Origin of the sequence: Bradyrhizobium sp. McL0615 (assembly GCF_049993905.1) — a bacterium.
GTDB lineage: Bacteria > Pseudomonadota > Alphaproteobacteria > Rhizobiales > Xanthobacteraceae > Bradyrhizobium.
In genome coordinates, this window is record NZ_CP188254.1 from 8,757,532 (window position 1) to 8,774,616 (window position 17,085).

Genomic DNA, 17,085 nt, shown 5'->3' on the forward strand with positions numbered 1-17,085 from the left:
GAACAGTAGCACTTGGACAACTGCGATGCAAGCACCGATTGAGTGCCAAAGGCTGCCGGATTGACCACAAGCATGGTTAATGTTACGCGTTGTAGCATATCGGCCACGGATGACCGCTTTCCGAAGGTCCGACGACCTCACCTTTGCGCCCGCCGCCGATCACTCTCGCCAAGCCGGAAAGGGAGACCCGAATGAAGTGCCTGCATCGCCTTCTCGCGGCATTGTCGATCCTCAGTCTCGTGACACTCGGCCTTGCCACTGCCGCTTGCGCGTACGCCGTCGCGCCGGTGAGCGACCCGGAAGCCGTCGGCTTCTCGTCATCGCGGCTGGCGCGGATCGCTGCCTGGCAACAGTCGCAGATCAATGCCGGCGCCTTCTCGGGCGCGGTTTCGGCGATCGCGCGCAACGGCAAGATCGCGTATCTGCGAGCTGTTGGCTTTCGCGACCGGGCAAAGACCATCCCGCTGCAGCCCGATGCGATCTTCTGGATCGCCTCGATGACCAAGCCGGTCACCAGCGTCGCCGCCATGATGCTGGTCGAAGAGGGCAAGCTCGACCTCGCCGCCCCGGTCCATCAGTATCTTCCCGAGCTCAAGGAGATGATGGTCGGTGTCGAGACGACCGATCCGGCGGGTGGACCGAGCAAGCTCGCGCTTGAGCCGCAGAAGCGCCCGATGACGGTTGAGGACCTGCTGCGCCACACATCCGGCCTCGTCTACCCCGAAGGCAATACGGCCGTGCACAAGTTCTACCGCGACAGCGGGCAGTACTGGCCAAGCTACGCACGCGACAGGACGTTGAAGGATCTCGTTTCCGGGTTGGTGCGGATCCCGCTCGCCTATCAGCCAGGCGAGGTCTTTGAATATGGTCTCAGTGTCGAAGTGCTGGGACGGGTCGTCGAGGTCACCTCAGGCCAGCCGCTCGATCAGTTTCTCGACAGCCGCCTGTTCAAACCGCTCGGCATGGTCGACACCGCCTTCTGGGTGCCGCCGGAGAAGCTCGCCCGCCTGATCGACCCACCAGCGGGTGTGCCGATTCGTCCTGATCGGGACGTCACCAAGCCGACCACGATGTTCTCGGCCAGCGGCGGACTGGTGTCGACGGCTGGCGACTATCTGCGATTCTGCCGGATGCTGCTCAACGGTGGTGAGCTCGACGGCGTGCGCATCCTGTCGCCTGCAACCGTCCGGCGGATGACCACGAGCGCGTTGCCGCCCGATATCCGCTTCACCAGCGACACTGCCGTGGGACCACGGGGCGGCTCGACCTTCGGGCTCGGCTTCGCGATCCGTACTGATGCGACACAGAGCTGGGTGCCCGGATCGGTCGGCAGCTACACCTGGAACGGGCGCTGGGGCAGCTACTTTTGGGTCGACCCGGCGGAGCAGCTGATCGCCATACAGCTCATCCAGGCTGGGACCGAGAATTACGACCAGTTCTGGACTCCCTTTCGCAATCTCACATACGGCGCCTTCCTGATTCCCGACCACGGCGCACCGACAGCGGCAACCGCGGCGATCGATCAGGCGGCGCTCGCGGCTTTCGAGGGAACCTACAGGCTCGGATCGCCCAGTTCACGTGACATGCAGGTGCCCCGCGAGTTCGGCGGCCTCGGCCTCGACGTCGCCATGGAGCAGGGAATCGTAAAGGTGAAGTCTCCGATCCCGGGCATGCCCGCCGCCAAGGCCGGCATCATGGCAGGTGACATCATCACGCATCTCGATGACGCGGCGACTCAGGGCCTTTCGCTGGGCCAGGCGATCGAGAAGATGCGCGGACCCGTCAACACCCCGGTTCGTCTGAGGATCGTACGCAAGGGGCAGGACAGGCCAATCGAGCTGTCGCTCGTCCGCGCCCAGATCCGACTGCAAGGAGCTGCCGATCTTCGAGTCGTCAGCAAGGATGGCCAGCTGTTGATCGAGGCAAGCGGAGACCTGCCGCTCCTCGATTTTGAGAAAGGTGCAGCGACTACGGTCGTTCCCACGTCAAGCAACGAGTTCTTCGTGGATGGCGGCGACCACACCCGCCTTGCCTTCCTACGCGACGGGGCTGGCCCGATGCGCCTGGTGCTCAATCCGGGGCCATGGCAGATCACGGGTCAGCGGATCAACTGACGGGACACGAAAGAGGAGACGCGAAGGTCTGCCCAGTCGCGACCCGATATGACAAGCAACGACCTGACCTCATCAAGCTCGCATCCAGTGCACTATTTTGGCCCGGCGTTGCCGCCGCGGCAGCGAAGTGACGCGAAGTGCTGTCACAAACACAACAACACAGCGCGGCTTCCAGCTTAGCCCGGAGGCGAAATCCCCCGCAGGACGTCCTTGAAGACGCCGTACTGCACTTGAAACGCTCGCGGGCTGTAGTCCTGGTAGTATCCCGCGGTCACCACGACAACGAGATCGAGCTCCGGCACGATACGAATCGACTGCCCGCCACGACCGAGCGCGCCTACCCACTGGACCTCGCGCCCATTGAGCACGGAGCGACCGAGCCACCATAGGTATCCATAAGATTGACCGTCCGCGGCCTTGATCTTCGGCGCCGTCGAGGTCTCGATCCATTCCCTGGAAACGATCTGGTGGCCGTTCCAACGACCGCCCGCGAGGACGAGCTGGCCGATTTTTGCCATATCGCGCGACCGCAAACGCAATCCCCCGCCGGCATCGGTGTCTCCCTTGCGCCGTTCCCACTCAACGGCGGTAATGCCTAGAGGCTCGAACAACGCCTCACGCGCAAATTCGTCGAGGGGGCGTCCGGTTGCCTTGCGGATGATGGCCGACACCAGGGCGAGCGCGCCGGTGTTGTAGAAGAACTCTTGTCCCGCCGGAGCAGTCGTCGCAAGACCGAGGACGTAACGGCACGCATCTCGCGACCTATTCATGCCCGCCTCGTCGTTGTTATCATCTCCCGTAGCCGGTGTTGCCTCCACCCATGCCAGCCCCATCGACATGCTGAGCGCGTGGAACAGCTGGATGCGATCCTTCTCAGGAGACCGCAAATCTTCCAACTCGGGGAAGAAGCTAAAAATCGGTTCGTTGACGCTGCGTATCAGCCCGCGATCGATCGCGATCCCGATCACGAGTGACGCAACGCTCTTTGAAACCGATTTCATGTCATGCAGTGTATCGGCATCAAAGGTAACGTTTTCCACCCGGCGGCCGTAAAAGCGGCCGGGAATCTCGTCGGGACCCCTGAAGTACCGTTCGAACACCAACTTGCCGCCGCGTGCGACCAGTACGGAGTGCACATTGGCAGCGCTTGAGGCGAGCCGATCAGCCATCCTGCACAGCGCCGCACGGTCTATGAGGTTATCCTCGTTGACGGAGGCGACGGGCCAGCCGTCGTCTCGCGCGAGCGGGATACCGCAGCCGTCGGGCAGGCCCGCATGCACCGGCAACGCCGTAAGTGGTGACAGCGCAGCTCCCCCGAGAAGCGAAATGAACTGACGCCGTCTCACACAAGAGTCTCTCGTTCTCAGCCTTTGCTTGGACCGCTAGTACTGCGGACCCAGCGCAATCCGCCCGATGGTGCCGTCCTTGGCCAGACCGATGCGCCACTCCGCCGAACCGTTGGCGAACTGGGCGATATAGACATCGCTGCCGAGACCTGAGACGCCCCGGAACGACATCGCGCGCAGGGCGCCGAGCCTGGAGAGAATGGCCCGGTTGAAGGGAAGCTGCTGGCGCGTCTGCGCCGCGACTTCGGACGTCATACGCTCGTAGTCCGGCTCGCCGCGGCCAACGGCCTCGATATATCCGCGCAGCATCGCTTCGCTGCCCGCCAGCGGAACGGTGCGCGGCGCCACTGCGCCGCCGGACCGGAGGTTCGCCTCGACCGTATGGAAGCGCGTTTGCTGTCCCGGCAGCACGATCTCCAGACACTTGCCCGACCGATCGGCGATCAGCCATGGACTGTCGACATAGGTCGTGACCGGAAACGTCATTTCCTCGCCGATCGTACCAACGGCTGAGCGCTTGCCCTCCGCGTCAAGCTTGAAGAGCTGAAGATCGCTGCCGCTGCCATTGTAGATCAGCACCTTGATCGGCGCGGTCTCGGCCGTGGCTCTGAGGCTCGCTTCCTCCGAACAGGCGGCGATGCCACCGGGCTTGCTGTTGCCGTCCGGCCGGAAGATGACATCGTCGGCCTTGTCGTCCGCCGCCAGCAGGATGCGGAATTCCGCGACGCCATTGGCGAACTTCACGCCGTAGATGTCGTAGCCGCCCGGGCCGACACCGCGGAAGAAGATCGATTCCACCACGCCGAACGCCTTGAACATCGCCTGCAGCTCGGACGCCTGACGCCGGATCTTGCCCGCCAGCGCCGTGCTCATCCGCTCGTAATTGGGCGTTCCGCGTTGCAGATCATCGATCCCTCGCAGGATCATCTCCTTGCTGCCCGATAGCGGGGTTTGATCCCTGAACCGATCCGGCGCCGCCGCGATCCGGCGTGAAAAGTCTTCCTCGATCGCCTTCGCCCTGGCCGCGGTGACCTGCGGCGCCAACCGGGCACCATACACCGGCTCGTACAGCAGAGCCTGGGTTACCTTGGACTGACCGTCGCGCAGGAAAACAACCAGATCATCCTGGCTGCTCGCAAAGGCATCGACGCCGCGCGGCACGATCTCGAATTTCGGCCGTCCGGTCTCCTGCGCGGACAGCCGTTCACCCTCACGGGTGACGGTGAGCAGGCGGCCAAGTCCCAGATGGTAAGCGCCGACATATGAATCCAGCGGCGCGCCACCGGCCTCGACGCTCTGCGACGACAATTCGGCGACCCTGATGGCGCTGATGTCCCGGCCGTTCTGGCTCAGCACCGGCGCAGCCGGCTGCGTCTCATGGCCGACGGCCATCGTGATCGGGCCGGCCGACGCCGGGTAGGAATAGGTGCCATCGCCCGCTGCCGCCAACCGGAGCTTTCGCTGTCCGCTGACTTGCCCGAAGAAATCGTCGCCTTCCCGGGAGACAGTGAAGATCGATGCGCGACCCAATGAATAGAAGGAGACGGATTGCGGCTTGCGCACCGCAGTCGCGGCATCGACCACACGGTCGATCGCCGGCGTTGACACCGGCGCGGCGCGGTAGGCGATGGAGCCGGCAGACACCATGACGACCGGCAGGATGACGGCCGCGGTTCCGATTCGCTTGCCCCAGCCCAGTTTCGCAGGCGCCGCGGTGGCCGCCAGAATGCGCTCCACCCGGCTGCGCACCGTACACGCCCTCGCCATTTCGATGCCCGCCGGCGCCCGCCGAACGTGCTGTACGAGATCGAGCAGAATCTCGGCGTAAGACAGCCGGTCCTCGACCACTTCGAGCGCCGTTGCGTCGCTGATGATTTCGGCCAGCTCGGCCAGCCTTGTGTGATGCCACCACGCGAACGGGCTGAACCAGAATACCGAACGATTGAACGAGGCGAGCAGCAGCAGATAGAAATCACGGTTGGCGACGTGGGCGCCCTCATGCGCCAGCACGGCCTGGCGCTTGTGCACATCCCAGTCGAAGCATTGCGGCGGCAGCAGAATGGTCGACCCGAAGGTGACGGGCCCGGCGATCACGCTGCTCACGCGCACGCTCCAGTCGGCCGTCCAGGGTGCGCGCATCGGCTTGGCGGCGCGCGCCAGACGCCAGGTCAGATAAAGGCCGACCGCCAGCCGCAACAACAGCAGGCCGGCAACCAGCGCATAGACGATGGTGGCCAGGGCCAGCCAGTTCACCGGCGGGGTATGCGCGCTGCCGATAGCGGCAGGCATCCCCTGCGCAGTCGCGGGCATGTCCTGCAGCGGCTCCGGCGACGGGCTGCTCCAGGAGCTGCCGGCCGGCCAAAAATGTTCCGCGGCCGGCACCGGCAACGCGTTCACGGTGACGGTCACCGTGGTCCAATGCATCAACAGCGGCATCGACAATGACGCCACCAGCACCATGGCCCAGCAGGTCATGTGCACGTGCGGATTCCGTACCCGCATGAGATTCAAGCCAATCCAAACGACGCCTCCGAGAAGCAGGGCGCGCAGCGCCGACTCCGCCAGAATCGCCAGCATTATCTCCTCCTACCCTTCGCCTCTGTTTTGATCTCGGCTTTGGTCTCAGTCTTGGTCTTGGCCTTCGCAACCTGGTCGGCCAGCGTGCGTAGCTGACGCTGGTCGAGCATCGCCGTGTCCACCATGCCGACCAGAACCTCTTCGACGGAGCCGTTGCAGAACCAGTCGACGATGCGCTGGACCGCTTTTGCCGCAACACGCGCGCGCGGCTCCGCCGCCTGGTAGACATAGGTGCGTCCATCCACGGTATGCGTGGTGTAGCCCTTGTCTTCCAATCGTCGCAGCACGGTGCGGACGGTGGATTCCTTGAGCGGACGGGAAAGCCGCTCGCGGACGGCCTCGGCCGTGACCGGACCGTTGGCCCAAACCAGTTGCATCACCTCGCGCTCGAGGTCGCCCAGTTCGGGCAGGCTGTCATCCATGGTGCTACCTTGCGATCTCGGGCTTAAATGCTACAGAGCGTCGCATACGTAGCCGGAATCCGCAACTTCTATTCACCTGACATGGCCGCGCTTCTCGGGCCGGCGGGGCCGATCAGGCGTTGACAGCAAACGCACTATCGCTGGTCAGCTTGTCCCGTTTGCAAATCAGCCCAACCGTAATGCTCGAGAGCCGCTAACCCCGCCCCCACGAAGGCAAGATAATTTGTCCGCGAAACCAGAAGACCCATATCGAACAGTTCGAGCAAAGCTTGCCATGGGTCCGCTGCCGGCACCGCGATTGCGCGGGCGCCACCATCGATCACGTAAGGTTGGAAGCTGCCGTCGGATCTCCGGTACTTGGCTTCGGATCCGATGTCATCACAGCAAAGGATCAAGTGCAGGCGGTCTTTCGGCATATCAATCCCCAAATTTGCGGTCGACGCGCGCTGGGTTTACGGGTCTGACAACTGCAACGAGATGTTTGCGTGCGACAAGACGTCCGGTTGAAGATCGCGCGCAAAAACCTTTTCCGCAGGGCAATTCCACAAAGTTCTGGCGCCATCGCGCTTGCCCGACAGGCTTCATCATTGAAACCCAACGGACCATTGAACGAAGGTTGATCCACACATTACGTTCGGTTGGCAGCATCATACCGAGGTTTGGGATCGCGGCAGGCGATCGGCATGCGGCACTCCCGGGCGCATCACTCCACGCAACGACCGGTCCGGATCATTATGTCCCACCGGAATATCCTCCGGACGTCCAAAAGCTGCTAGTATGCCGCCTGTTGGGAGGGCGACGTTGTCGCCGCTGATGACAGAGATCACCTAGCGACGCAGCGGGCCCGGAAGTGGCCGAACGATGCTGCCGATGAAGCGTAACCAGACCATGATATCCTGGCGCTCAGCCGAGCAATGGCTGCTGGGCAGCATGATGCTGGCGTTGGCGATGCGGGAGGACAGCACGTGAGCGGCCGCCCAGCATCGCCTCACCCCCACGCAAGCGCCGAGGAACCGGTCGTCTTCGTTGTCGACGACGACGCATCGATGCGCGACGCGCTGAGCAATCTTTTCCGCTCGGTGGGCTTGCGGGTCGAGGTGTTCGGTTCGGCGCACGAGTTCCTGCAGAGCACGCTTCCGAACGTTGCCAGCTGCCTGATCCTCGACATCAGGCTGCCCCGCCTGAGCGGCCTCGACTTTCAGGCCGAGTTGGCGAAGGCCGATATTCGCATCCCGATCATCTTCATGACGGGTCATGGCGATATCCCGATGACGGTCAGGGCCATGAAGGCCGGCGCCGTCGACTTCCTGACCAAGCCATTCCGCGACCAGGACATGCTGGATGCCGTCACCATGGCAATCGAACGCGACCGGGTCAGCCGCGATGAAGCCAGGGTGCTCTCCGGCCTGCATACGCGTTTCGCGACCCTGACCCCTCGGGAGCTGGAGATAATGGCGCTGGTCACCGCCGGACGCATGAACAAGCAGATTGCCGCCGAAATCGGCATTGCCGAAATCACCGTGAAGATACACCGCGGGCACATCATGCGAAAAATGGCCGCGAAATCGCTGCCCGACCTGGTGAGGATGGCCGAGATGCTCGGAATCGGGCCCGCGCCCGGCGGGCCGCAAACCTAAGTATGATTCTCCGCCTCTGATTTCGGACGCACTCTCCCACTACGCGGCTGTACAGCAAGAGACACCTTCCGGTCGTCTCCAGGAAGGACGCTGTTCCAGGAAGGACCGCTGTGTCCAACCCACCGGTAATCTCGGTCATCGACGATGATGGGTCCGTTCGCGCCGCGACCCACAACCTCGTGAGATCGCTTGGCTACGCCGTGCATACGTTCGCGTCCGCCGAGGAGTTTTTGCGATCGTCCCACCTCCGCGACACATCGTGCGTGATCGCCGATGTCAGAATGCCGACCATGAGCGGGCTCGAATTGCAGGCCGACCTGCTTGCCCGCGGACACAGCCTGCCGTTCATTTTCCTCACCGCTTTCGCCGTCGAGAGCGACCGTGCGCGCGCTCTGAAGGCTGGCGCAGTCTGCTTTCTGACCAAGCCGTTCGACGGGGAAGCCCTGATCGCGTGCCTCGACGCCGCCCTGGAAGGCAAGGGCGCGGCGACCGGCCAATGACCCGATCGGATTGGCGGCTTGTGTTGATGCGCTGCGGGCCGCCTATACCCAAGGATGACCCCGCCAACCATCTGGACAAGTTGATCGCGGCCGGGGACTGGCGCAAGACTCCGGCCATCGTCGCGCCCCTCGAGTGAGCGAGGGCCGATAAAATGCAGCACACAATTTGATCGGTACCGGCAATTCCTCAGAAGGAGGTCGCCATGCGTACAGAACCACGATGTTCCCAGTGCGACAGTGAAGATCCCAAGATTATTTCTCTTGCACGTGAATACTACTGCGGACGGCTTTGCCTCTATCGGGGCCAGGAAAACTTCATTCGCTGGATGCGGCGGGCGAACGCAGAGGCTGCGTCATGACAAATTGCTGCGGAAATCCTGAGTGCAAGCGCCCCTTCGGGCTGGTCCGGCGCAGCTGGTATTTCGAGCAATTTTGCTCGGCGAAGTGCCGCGAGATCTACAAGCGGCAGCTGGATCGCAACCGGGCCTACTGGAAATGGCTCTACAAATGTCCTGAACCGTCGGTCGCGGAAAGAAGCTGACCCAGCCGCGGGGCGGAGAGGACATAAGGAGCGATCATGACGACGGTACAGGCGATGATGGTGGGAGCGATACTGGCCTGGGCACCCACGATCCTTGTGTTCATCTATATCGTGCGGGACATGCGAAACACGCGAAGCCTCGATTAGCGTATGCCGGATCCTCAGGCGCGACTTTCAGTCACTCGATCGATCCGCGCCCTTTCCTGAATCCGGGCGCCCTCATGCTGCAATAGCCAGCGCTTGCGCTCCAGCCCGCCACCGTACTTCACCAGCGAACCGTTGGCGCCGATCAGGCGGTGACAGGGCAGGACGACGCTGATCGGGTTCGAGCCGTTGGCGTGGCCGACGGCGCGAACGGCGCGCGGCATCTCAAGTCTTGCGGCGAGTGCGCCATAGCTCAGCGTCGAGCCGGCGGGAATTTTGGGCAACGCGTTCCAGACCTTTTGCTGGAACGGCGTGCCGGCGACACGCCATCCGATCGCGGCAAGGCGATCGAGGTCGCCCTTGAAATAGCCGGTCAGTGCGGCGCGCAGCTCACGCGGCGCCCGCGCAATCTTCAGCTCCACCACGCCATACTGCAGGCGCAGCAACTGCTGCATGCGCGGTTCGTAATCCTCCCAGTCCAGCGCACGTAGCAGGCCATCCGCGTCGGTGATCAATAGCGCCGTCCCGATCGGCGTCGTCAGGCGGTCGAGATTGAAGCTCTCTGGCATCGTCATTCCCGTAAAAATATCCGCAGGCATGCCGCACTTTTCACCTGACGCGTGCTAGCGTCCACCCGAATTCCGCTGCCGGTTGGGGGACCGCAACATGATCTTCATCGCCAATGTTCTGGTCGCGGTGGTTGCCGCGCTGCATGTGTATTTTCTCATTCTCGAAATGTTTCTCTGGACCAAGCCGCTGGGCTTGAAGACTTTTCGCAACTCGATCGAGAAGGCGACGGAATCGGCGGTGCTGGCCGCCAATCAGGGCTTGTATAATGGATTCCTCGCCGCGGGGCTCATCTGGGGCCTGTTCCACCCCAATCCGACGTTCGCTCTCCAGATCAAGATTTTCTTTCTGCTCTGCGTGATCGTGGCCGGCGCCTATGGCGCGGCGACCGTCAGCCGCCGGATCCTCTACGTACAGGCCGCACCCGCGGCGCTCGCGCTGGTCCTGCTGTGGCTTGCGTAGGACATTCGTCTACCCGGCACTGCCTTGCGTTGCCAAATCCGTTCCGCCACACTCCCTGATAACGATGACCGCCGGCCATCCTAACCGATGGCCTGACATGATCGTCGAGCAATAATGGGAGGTTTCTTTATGATGAGAAGTGGCATGTTCCACTGGCTCGCGGGCGCAGCCGTTGCGATCGCGCTGGCATCGCCGGCCAATGCACAGAAGAAATACGACACCGGCGCCAGCGATACCGAAATCAAGATCGGCCAGACCGTTCCGTTCTCAGGCCCGGCATCGGCCTATGCCGGCATCGGCAAGACGCAGGCCGCCTATTTCAAGATGATCAACGAGCAGGGCGGCATCAACGGCCGCAAGCTCAATCTGATCCAGTATGACGACGCCTACTCGCCGCCCAAGGCTGTGGAGCAGGTGCGCAAGCTGGTCGAGGGCGACGAGGTGCTGTTCACCTTCCAGATCATCGGCACGCCGTCGAATGCCGCCGTTCAGAAATATCTCAACGGCAAGAAGGTGCCGCAGTTGCTGGCCGCGACCGGCGCATCGAAATTCACCGACCCGAAGAACTTCCCCTGGACGATGGGCTACAATCCCAACTACCAGTCCGAGGGGCGCATCTACGGGCAATACATTTTGAAGAACCACCCCAACGCGAAAATCGGTATCCTCTACCAGAACGACGATCTCGGCCGCGACTACATCACCGGCTTGAAGGAAGCGCTTGGCGGCAAGTCGGCGACGATGATCGTCGCCGAAGCCTCATACGAGCTCACCGATCCGACCATCGACTCGCAGATCGTCAGGTTGAAGGCGGCCGGCGCCGACCTGCTCTACGACGCCTCCACGCCGAAATTCGCGGCGCAGGCGATCAAGAAGGTCGCCGACCTCGGCTGGAAGCCAGTGCACATCCTCGACATCAATGCGAGCCCGATCTCCGCCACGCTCAAGCCGGCGGGCCTCGACATCTCCACGGACATCATCTCGACCGCCTACGGCAAGGATCCCGGCGATCCGCAATGGAAGGACGATGCCGGCATGAAGGCCTATTTCGCCTTCATGGACAAATATTATCCGGAAGGCGACAAGCAAAACACGGTCAACATCTACGGTTATGCCACTGCGGAACTGCTGGTGCATATCCTGCGGCAATGCGGCGACGATCTCACCCGCGAGAACCTCATGAAGCAGGCGACCAGCCTGAAGAACGCCACCGGCAGCCTGTCGCTGCCTGGCATGGTCACCAACACCTCGCCGACCGACTACCGCATCAACAAGCAGATGCAGATGATGAAGTTCAACGGCGAGCGCTGGGAACTGTTCGGCCCGATCATCGAGGATGCCGGACCAGCCGGTTAGCGCCCTGCCCCGATTCAGGACTGAAGCCGTCGGCGTCACCCAGGAAGCCGGCAGCTTTGTTTAGAGTCCCGTGATGTCCTGCCGCGCGCCCATGCATCATTTTACGGCTGACACCAGGTGTGGATTCTTTTTGAGCAGGCGGAACCTGATACCGAACCCCCAGCTTTTGGATGCCTTGCGTTGCAACATGGCATCCGCCACTATTGTGGCAGCGATGACGTCCGCCGGCAAAACGAAGCCGCGGCAAGATCATCGGCTTAATGATAAACCCATGAGGAACGCAGCATAATGAAGAAGAGTATTTTCCATCTGGTCACCGGCACGGCGCTTGCGGTTGCGCTGTCGGCGTCGTCGGCTTACGCGCAGAAAAAATACGATACCGGCGCGACCGATACCGAGATCAAGATCGGCCAGACCAACCCATTCAGCGGACCGGCCTCCGCCTATGCCACCATCGGCAAGACGCAGGCGGCCTACATCAAGATGATCAACGATCAGGGCGGCGTGAACGGCCGCAAGATCAATCTGGTCCAGTATGACGACGCCTACTCGCCGCCCAAGGCCGTCGAGCAGGTGCGCAAGCTGGTCGAGAGCGATGAGGTGCTGCTTACGTTCCAGCTGCTCGGCACGCCCTCGAACGCGGCGGTGCAGAAATATCTCAATTCCAAGAAGGTGCCGCAGCTGTTCGCCGCGACCGGCGCGTCGAAGTTCACCGACCCGAAGAATTTCCCGTGGACGATGGGCTTCAACCCGAACTACTTCGTCGAGGGGCGTATCTACGGCCAGTACATCCTGAAGGAATATCCGAACGCCAAGATCGGAATCCTCTATCAGAACGACGACCTCGGTAAGGACTATCAGAACGGCATCAAGGCCGGCCTCGGCGACAAGGCGGCCAAGATGATCGTGTCGGAAGCCTCCTACGAGGTCTCCGATCCGACCATCGATTCGCAGATCCTCAAGATCAAGGACGCCGGCGCGGACCTGTTCTTCTCGGCGACGACGCCCAAGCAGGCGGCGCAGGCGATCAAGAAGATCGCCGAACTCGGCTGGAAGCCGGTGCACATCCTCGACATCAACGCGACCTCGGTCGGCGCAGTCATGAAGCCGGCGGGCCTCGAAGCCTCCAAGGGCGTGATCAGCGTCAACTACGGCAAGGATCCGCTCGATCCGAGCTGGAAGGATGACCCCGGCATGAAGAGGTATTTCGAGTTCATGGCGAAGTACTATCCTGACGGCGACAAGGACTCGAGCTTCAACTCCTACGGCTACATGACAACGGAGTTGCTGATCCATGTGCTGAAGGCATGCGGCGACAATCTGACCCGCGAGAACGTGTTGAAACAGGCCACCAGCCTGAAGAACGTCAAGCTCGACCTGCTGCTGCCGGGCATCACCGTCAACACCACGTCGGACGATTACCGCGTCAACAAGCAGCTGCAGATGATGAAGTTCAACGGCGAGCGTTGGGAACTGTTCGGCCCGATCCTCGAAGACAAGGGCGCGGCGGGCTAGTCGCTGCGATCCAATCGATACGATCGGCGGAAAGAAGCGATCGGCGGCCCCTCGGGGCCGCCGATTTTTTGTGGGTGATTGTAGTTTCGTAGGGTGGGCAAAGGAGCGAAGCGACGTGCCCACCATCCCTCGACGAGCATCGGTCTGAATGGTGGGCACGCTTCGCTTTGCCCACCCTACGAACTACGAATTGATCGCTACTTCGGGATCTCGCCAAACGTCTTGCCGACGGGCAGCACGGCGTGGCGGATCAGACGGGAATCCTCGACCGCTGCCTGGCGGTGCTTCACCGCTTCGCGGTAGACGGGATCGCGGATCATCTCGGCGAAGGCGGCGACGCTTGGATATTCGGCGATGAAGCAGTGGTCCCAGCGCTCGTCTTGCGGCCCGATCAGCATCAGCTCGAACCTGCCCTGCCAGACGATGCGGCCGCCGAGCCGTTCGAACACCGGGCCGCTCTCGCGCCCGTAGGCCGCGTAGGCTTCGGCGCCCGTCGCCTTGCGGCCGTCGGGATAGGCGGCTTCTGCGCGCAAGCGAACCAGGTTGAGCATGTGGACGGGCCCCGGCCGGTCGTTGGCCCTGAACTGCGCGAACACTTCTTTGGTCGGATCGACGTGGCCCATGAAAAACTTCCCCCGGGAACGCTGCGGTTTGCAGCCATACTAGTATGGGCCCGCCGCACCTCCTAATCCGGCGTTAACCTTTCCGTAACCGAGCCTTAAACAGGCCCCGCTAGCGTGCGGCGGGACGGGTGTGAACGGCGTTTGTCATGGCGTGGGGACGGAAAAAGAGCGGCGGACGCAAGGAGCCGCTGTTCGGGCTTCCGGCAGCACTCGCCGACCTGCGCCTCTCGCCAGAGGATCGCATTCCGGCCGCCGCCGACGACGACAAACCGAAGAAATCAGTGCCCAAGCACAAGCCCGAAGAGGACGACGACGAGCCGCCGCCGCGCGAGCGCAAGCCGCGCGCCGCAAAAAGCGGCGCCAAGCGGCGCGCGAAGTCGCGCGGCCGGTTCAGGTTCGGCCGACTGGTCTATTGGGGCGCGGTGCTCGGCCTGTGGGCGGGGATCGCGATCATCGGCGTCGTGGTCTGGGTCGGCGCGCACCTGCCGGCGATTCAGTCGCTGGAAATTCCAAAGCGTCCGCCGACCATCCAGATTGTTGGCCTCGACGGCAGCCTGCTGGCCTCGCGCGGCGAAATGGCCGGCACCAATGTGGCGCTGAAGGACCTCCCGCCCTATCTGCCGAAGGCGTTCATCGCCATCGAGGACCGCCGCTTCTATTCGCACTACGGCGTCGACCCCGTCGGCATCGCGCGCGCGGCCGTGGCCAACGTCCTGCATCGCGGCGTGTCGCAGGGCGGCTCGACGCTGACGCAGCAGCTCGCCAAAAACCTGTTCCTGACCCAGGAACGCACCATGGCGCGCAAGCTGCAGGAAGTGGAGCTGGCGCTGTGGCTGGAGCGCAAGCACTCCAAGAACGAAATTCTCGAGCTCTACCTCAACCGCGTCTATTTCGGCTCCGGCGCCTATGGCGTCGAGGCGGCGTCGCAGCGCTATTTCGGCAAGTCGGCAAAGAACGTCACGGTCGCAGAGGCCGCGATGCTGGCGGGCCTCGTCAAATCGCCGTCGCGGCTGGCGCCGAACCGTAATCCGGAAGGCGCGGAAGCGCGCGCTCAGATCGTGCTCGCGGCGATGGCGGAGAACAAATTCATCAGCGCCGCCCAGGCCAAGGCCTCGATCGGCCATCCCTCCTACAATGTGAAGCCGGCCGGCGCCGGCACGGTCAATTACGTCGCCGACTGGATCGGCGAGGTGCTCGACGATCTGGTCGGCCAGATCGACCAGAGCATCGTGGTCGAGACCACGATCGATCCGAAGCTGCAGAGCGTGGCCGAAGCCGCCATCATCGACGAGCTGGCGGCCAAGAGCGTGAAATTCAACGTCACCCAGGGCGCGCTGGTGGCGATGACGCCCGAGGGCGCGGTGCGCGCCATGGTCGGCGGGCGGAACTATGCCGACAGCCAGTATAACCGCGCAGTGACGGCCAAACGCCAGCCCGGATCGGCGTTCAAGCCGTTCATCTATCTGACGGCAATCGAAGGCGGCCTGACGCCGGAAACGATCCGCCAGGACGCGCCGCTCGATCTCAAGGGCTGGCGCCCGGAGAACTACACCCACGAATATTTCGGCGCGGTGACGCTGACGCAGGCGCTGGCGATGTCGCTCAATACGGTCGCGGTGCGGGTCGGCCTCGAGGTCGGCCCGAAGAACGTGGTGCGGACCGCGCACCGGCTCGGGATTTCATCGAAGCTGGAAGCCAATCCCTCGATCGCGCTCGGTACCTCGGAAGTCTCCGTGATCGAACTGGTCGGCGCCTATGCGCCGTTTTCCAATGGCGGGCTCGGCGTCTCCCCGCATGTCGTGACCAAGATCCGCACCAATGAAGGCAAGGTGCTGTATGCGCGGCAGCCCGACCAGCTCAGTCAGGTGATCGAGCCGCGCCATGTCGCGATGATGAACACGATGATGCAGGAGACCTTGCTCTCCGGCACCGCGCGCAAGGCTGAGATTCCAGGCTGGATGGCCGCCGGCAAGACCGGCACCAGCCAGGATTTCCGCGACGCCTGGTTCATCGGCTATACGGCGAACCTCGTCACCGGCGTCTGGCTCGGCAATGACGACAATTCACCGACCAAGAAGGCGACCGGCGGCGGCCTGCCGGTGGAAGTCTGGACCCGCTTCATGCGCACGGCGCATCAGGGCGTGCCAGTGGCGGGCCTGCCGAACTCGCAACGCGGCGGCTTCATGTCGAACCTGTTCCAGACGGCGTCGCAGGTCAGCGCCGCGCCGAGCCAACCGGCATCGGTCCCGCAGGGCGGTGGATATCGGCCAGCACCGGCAAGAACCTCGGCGCCGCCTCCCAATCCCAATGCGCGGCCCGAGCCGGCCGCGGGACTGGATGGCTGGCTGGTGGATCGGCTGTTCGGGCGGTAAAGCGCCCGGCTAGCTAGCGAAGACGACCCGCGTTTCCACCGAAACGCGCCGGTACAAATCCTCGACGTCGTCGTTCACGAGCCGGATGCATCCGGACGCGACCAGATGGCCGATGGTCTTGGGTGAGTTGGTGCCGTGAATGAGCAGGCCGGGCTTGTCCAGCAACAGCGCGCGTGCGCCCAACAGACTGCCGGGACGGCCGGCCGCCGCCAGCAACGCGTCAGCGTCCTTCGTGTTCGCACCCGAAGGCCGCCAGTCAGGCCACTCAAGCTTGTTCATGACGCGAGAGAGGCTGCCTCCCTTCAGGCACTCCTGTGCAATTCCGATCCCGTAGCGGCGCGCGGAATTGTTGGCGTCGATCAGATAGAGAAAGCGGTTTTCCCGATCGACCACGATTGAACCGGGAACAACGGTGGTGCGGTAGAACACCACTTGCCGCTGCAGCGCAAACGGCAGGACTTCGCCCGAAGAGCCGCCATCCACGCCGGGCTTCAGATCCGCCACGACGACATCTTCACGCCCGCTTTGCGCTTTCGGCGATGACGGATTCACGCTGGCCGCGACGATGGCGGGGCCTTTGGTTGCTACAAAGCCGTAGACCAACGCCGCGAGGGCGATGACGGCAGCCACCGCGCAGGCGCCGATAGCGAGCGGTTTCCAGTTCCTGCCCGTCGACAACACTTCGTTGATGGCCGCCGTGGAGTTCGCCTCCTCCGCGACGATGTCATCTTCGATCCGCCGAACGGCCTCTTCGAGCGCGGCGGCATGAGATGCGGCGGCTTCGCGCGTGAGGTGGGATCTCGTGATGAGGCTAAAGGCGTCCTTGTAGATCTGATCGCGCGCGACCGCGTCCTTGCCTACAATCGCTTTCATCAGCAGCGAATAATAATCCACGGTCATGATCTGACC

At 63.0% G+C, this 17,085-nt stretch carries 14 protein-coding genes; 7 read left to right on the forward strand and 7 right to left on the reverse strand.

Going from position 1 to position 17,085, the window contains the following annotated elements:
• The first annotated feature begins 191 nt into the window (after window positions 1–191).
• The gene (locus ACPPVP_RS42180) at window positions 192–2,114 is read left to right on the forward strand and encodes a serine hydrolase (RefSeq protein ID WP_426529941.1); all 1,923 of its coding nucleotides are present in this window, start codon (window positions 192–194) and stop codon (window positions 2,112–2,114) included.
• Window positions 2,115–2,290: 176 nt separating this feature from the next.
• Here ACPPVP_RS42180 and ACPPVP_RS42185 read toward each other — a convergent pair whose 3' ends face one another.
• From ACPPVP_RS42185 to ACPPVP_RS42200, 4 genes are all read right to left on the reverse strand, one after another.
• Window positions 2,291–3,394, reverse strand: coding sequence for a serine hydrolase domain-containing protein (locus ACPPVP_RS42185; RefSeq protein ID WP_426529943.1), 1,104 nt, complete (start codon window positions 3,392–3,394; stop codon window positions 2,291–2,293).
• A gap of 102 nt (window positions 3,395–3,496) precedes the next feature.
• Entirely contained in the window at window positions 3,497–6,037 is a 2,541-nt protein-coding gene (locus tag ACPPVP_RS42190; RefSeq protein ID WP_426529945.1) for a M56 family metallopeptidase, read from the reverse strand.
• Window positions 6,037–6,459, reverse strand: coding sequence for a BlaI/MecI/CopY family transcriptional regulator (locus ACPPVP_RS42195; protein ID WP_426529947.1), 423 nt, complete (start codon window positions 6,457–6,459; stop codon window positions 6,037–6,039). Before ACPPVP_RS42195 ends, ACPPVP_RS42190 begins: the two co-directional genes overlap by 1 nt.
• Before the next feature lie 134 nt (window positions 6,460–6,593).
• Entirely contained in the window at window positions 6,594–6,875 is a 282-nt protein-coding gene (locus ACPPVP_RS42200; protein ID WP_426529949.1) for a hypothetical protein, read from the reverse strand.
• Window positions 6,876–7,424: 549 nt separating this feature from the next.
• Here ACPPVP_RS42200 and ACPPVP_RS42205 point away from each other — a divergent pair.
• The gene (locus ACPPVP_RS42205) at window positions 7,425–8,096 is read left to right on the forward strand and encodes a response regulator transcription factor (RefSeq protein ID WP_426529951.1); all 672 of its coding nucleotides are present in this window, start codon (window positions 7,425–7,427) and stop codon (window positions 8,094–8,096) included.
• Window positions 8,097–8,206: 110 nt separating this feature from the next.
• Entirely contained in the window at window positions 8,207–8,596 is a 390-nt protein-coding gene (locus tag ACPPVP_RS42210) for a response regulator transcription factor (RefSeq protein ID WP_426529953.1), read from the forward strand.
• A gap of 702 nt (window positions 8,597–9,298) precedes the next feature.
• Here the strand turns inward: ACPPVP_RS42210 and ACPPVP_RS42215 are convergent.
• Entirely contained in the window at window positions 9,299–9,880 is a 582-nt protein-coding gene (locus tag ACPPVP_RS42215) for a methylated-DNA--[protein]-cysteine S-methyltransferase (RefSeq protein WP_426529955.1), read from the reverse strand.
• A gap of 67 nt (window positions 9,881–9,947) precedes the next feature.
• On the opposite strand from ACPPVP_RS42215, the gene ACPPVP_RS42220 reads away from it, so the two are divergent.
• The 3 genes from ACPPVP_RS42220 (at window position 9,948) to ACPPVP_RS42230 (ending at window position 13,181) form a co-directional block, all read left to right on the forward strand.
• A complete protein-coding gene (locus ACPPVP_RS42220; RefSeq protein WP_426529957.1) occupies window positions 9,948–10,310 on the forward strand; it encodes a DUF1304 domain-containing protein in 363 nt (120 codons plus the stop codon).
• A gap of 132 nt (window positions 10,311–10,442) precedes the next feature.
• On the forward strand, window positions 10,443–11,666 hold the full coding sequence (locus ACPPVP_RS42225) for an ABC transporter substrate-binding protein (protein WP_426538352.1): 1,224 nt from the start codon (window positions 10,443–10,445) through the stop codon (window positions 11,664–11,666).
• Between the two features lie 288 nt (window positions 11,667–11,954).
• Window positions 11,955–13,181, forward strand: coding sequence for an ABC transporter substrate-binding protein (locus ACPPVP_RS42230; protein WP_426529959.1), 1,227 nt, complete (start codon window positions 11,955–11,957; stop codon window positions 13,179–13,181).
• 197 nt (window positions 13,182–13,378) lie between these two features.
• Here the strand turns inward: ACPPVP_RS42230 and ACPPVP_RS42235 are convergent, their stop codons facing one another.
• The gene (locus ACPPVP_RS42235) at window positions 13,379–13,804 is read right to left on the reverse strand and encodes a DUF1330 domain-containing protein (RefSeq protein ID WP_426529961.1); all 426 of its coding nucleotides are present in this window, start codon (window positions 13,802–13,804) and stop codon (window positions 13,379–13,381) included.
• A 146-nt stretch (window positions 13,805–13,950) separates the two neighbouring features.
• Between ACPPVP_RS42235 and ACPPVP_RS42240 the strand changes: the two genes are divergently transcribed.
• Entirely contained in the window at window positions 13,951–16,176 is a 2,226-nt protein-coding gene (locus ACPPVP_RS42240) for a transglycosylase domain-containing protein (RefSeq protein WP_426529963.1), read from the forward strand.
• Between the two features lie 9 nt (window positions 16,177–16,185).
• Here the strand turns inward: ACPPVP_RS42240 and ACPPVP_RS42245 are convergent, their stop codons facing one another.
• Window positions 16,186–17,076 carry a L,D-transpeptidase gene (locus ACPPVP_RS42245; RefSeq protein ID WP_426529965.1) on the reverse strand — a complete coding sequence of 297 codons (891 nt, stop codon included), beginning with the start codon at window positions 17,074–17,076 and terminating at the stop codon, window positions 16,186–16,188.
• Window positions 17,077–17,085 lie beyond the last annotated feature (9 nt).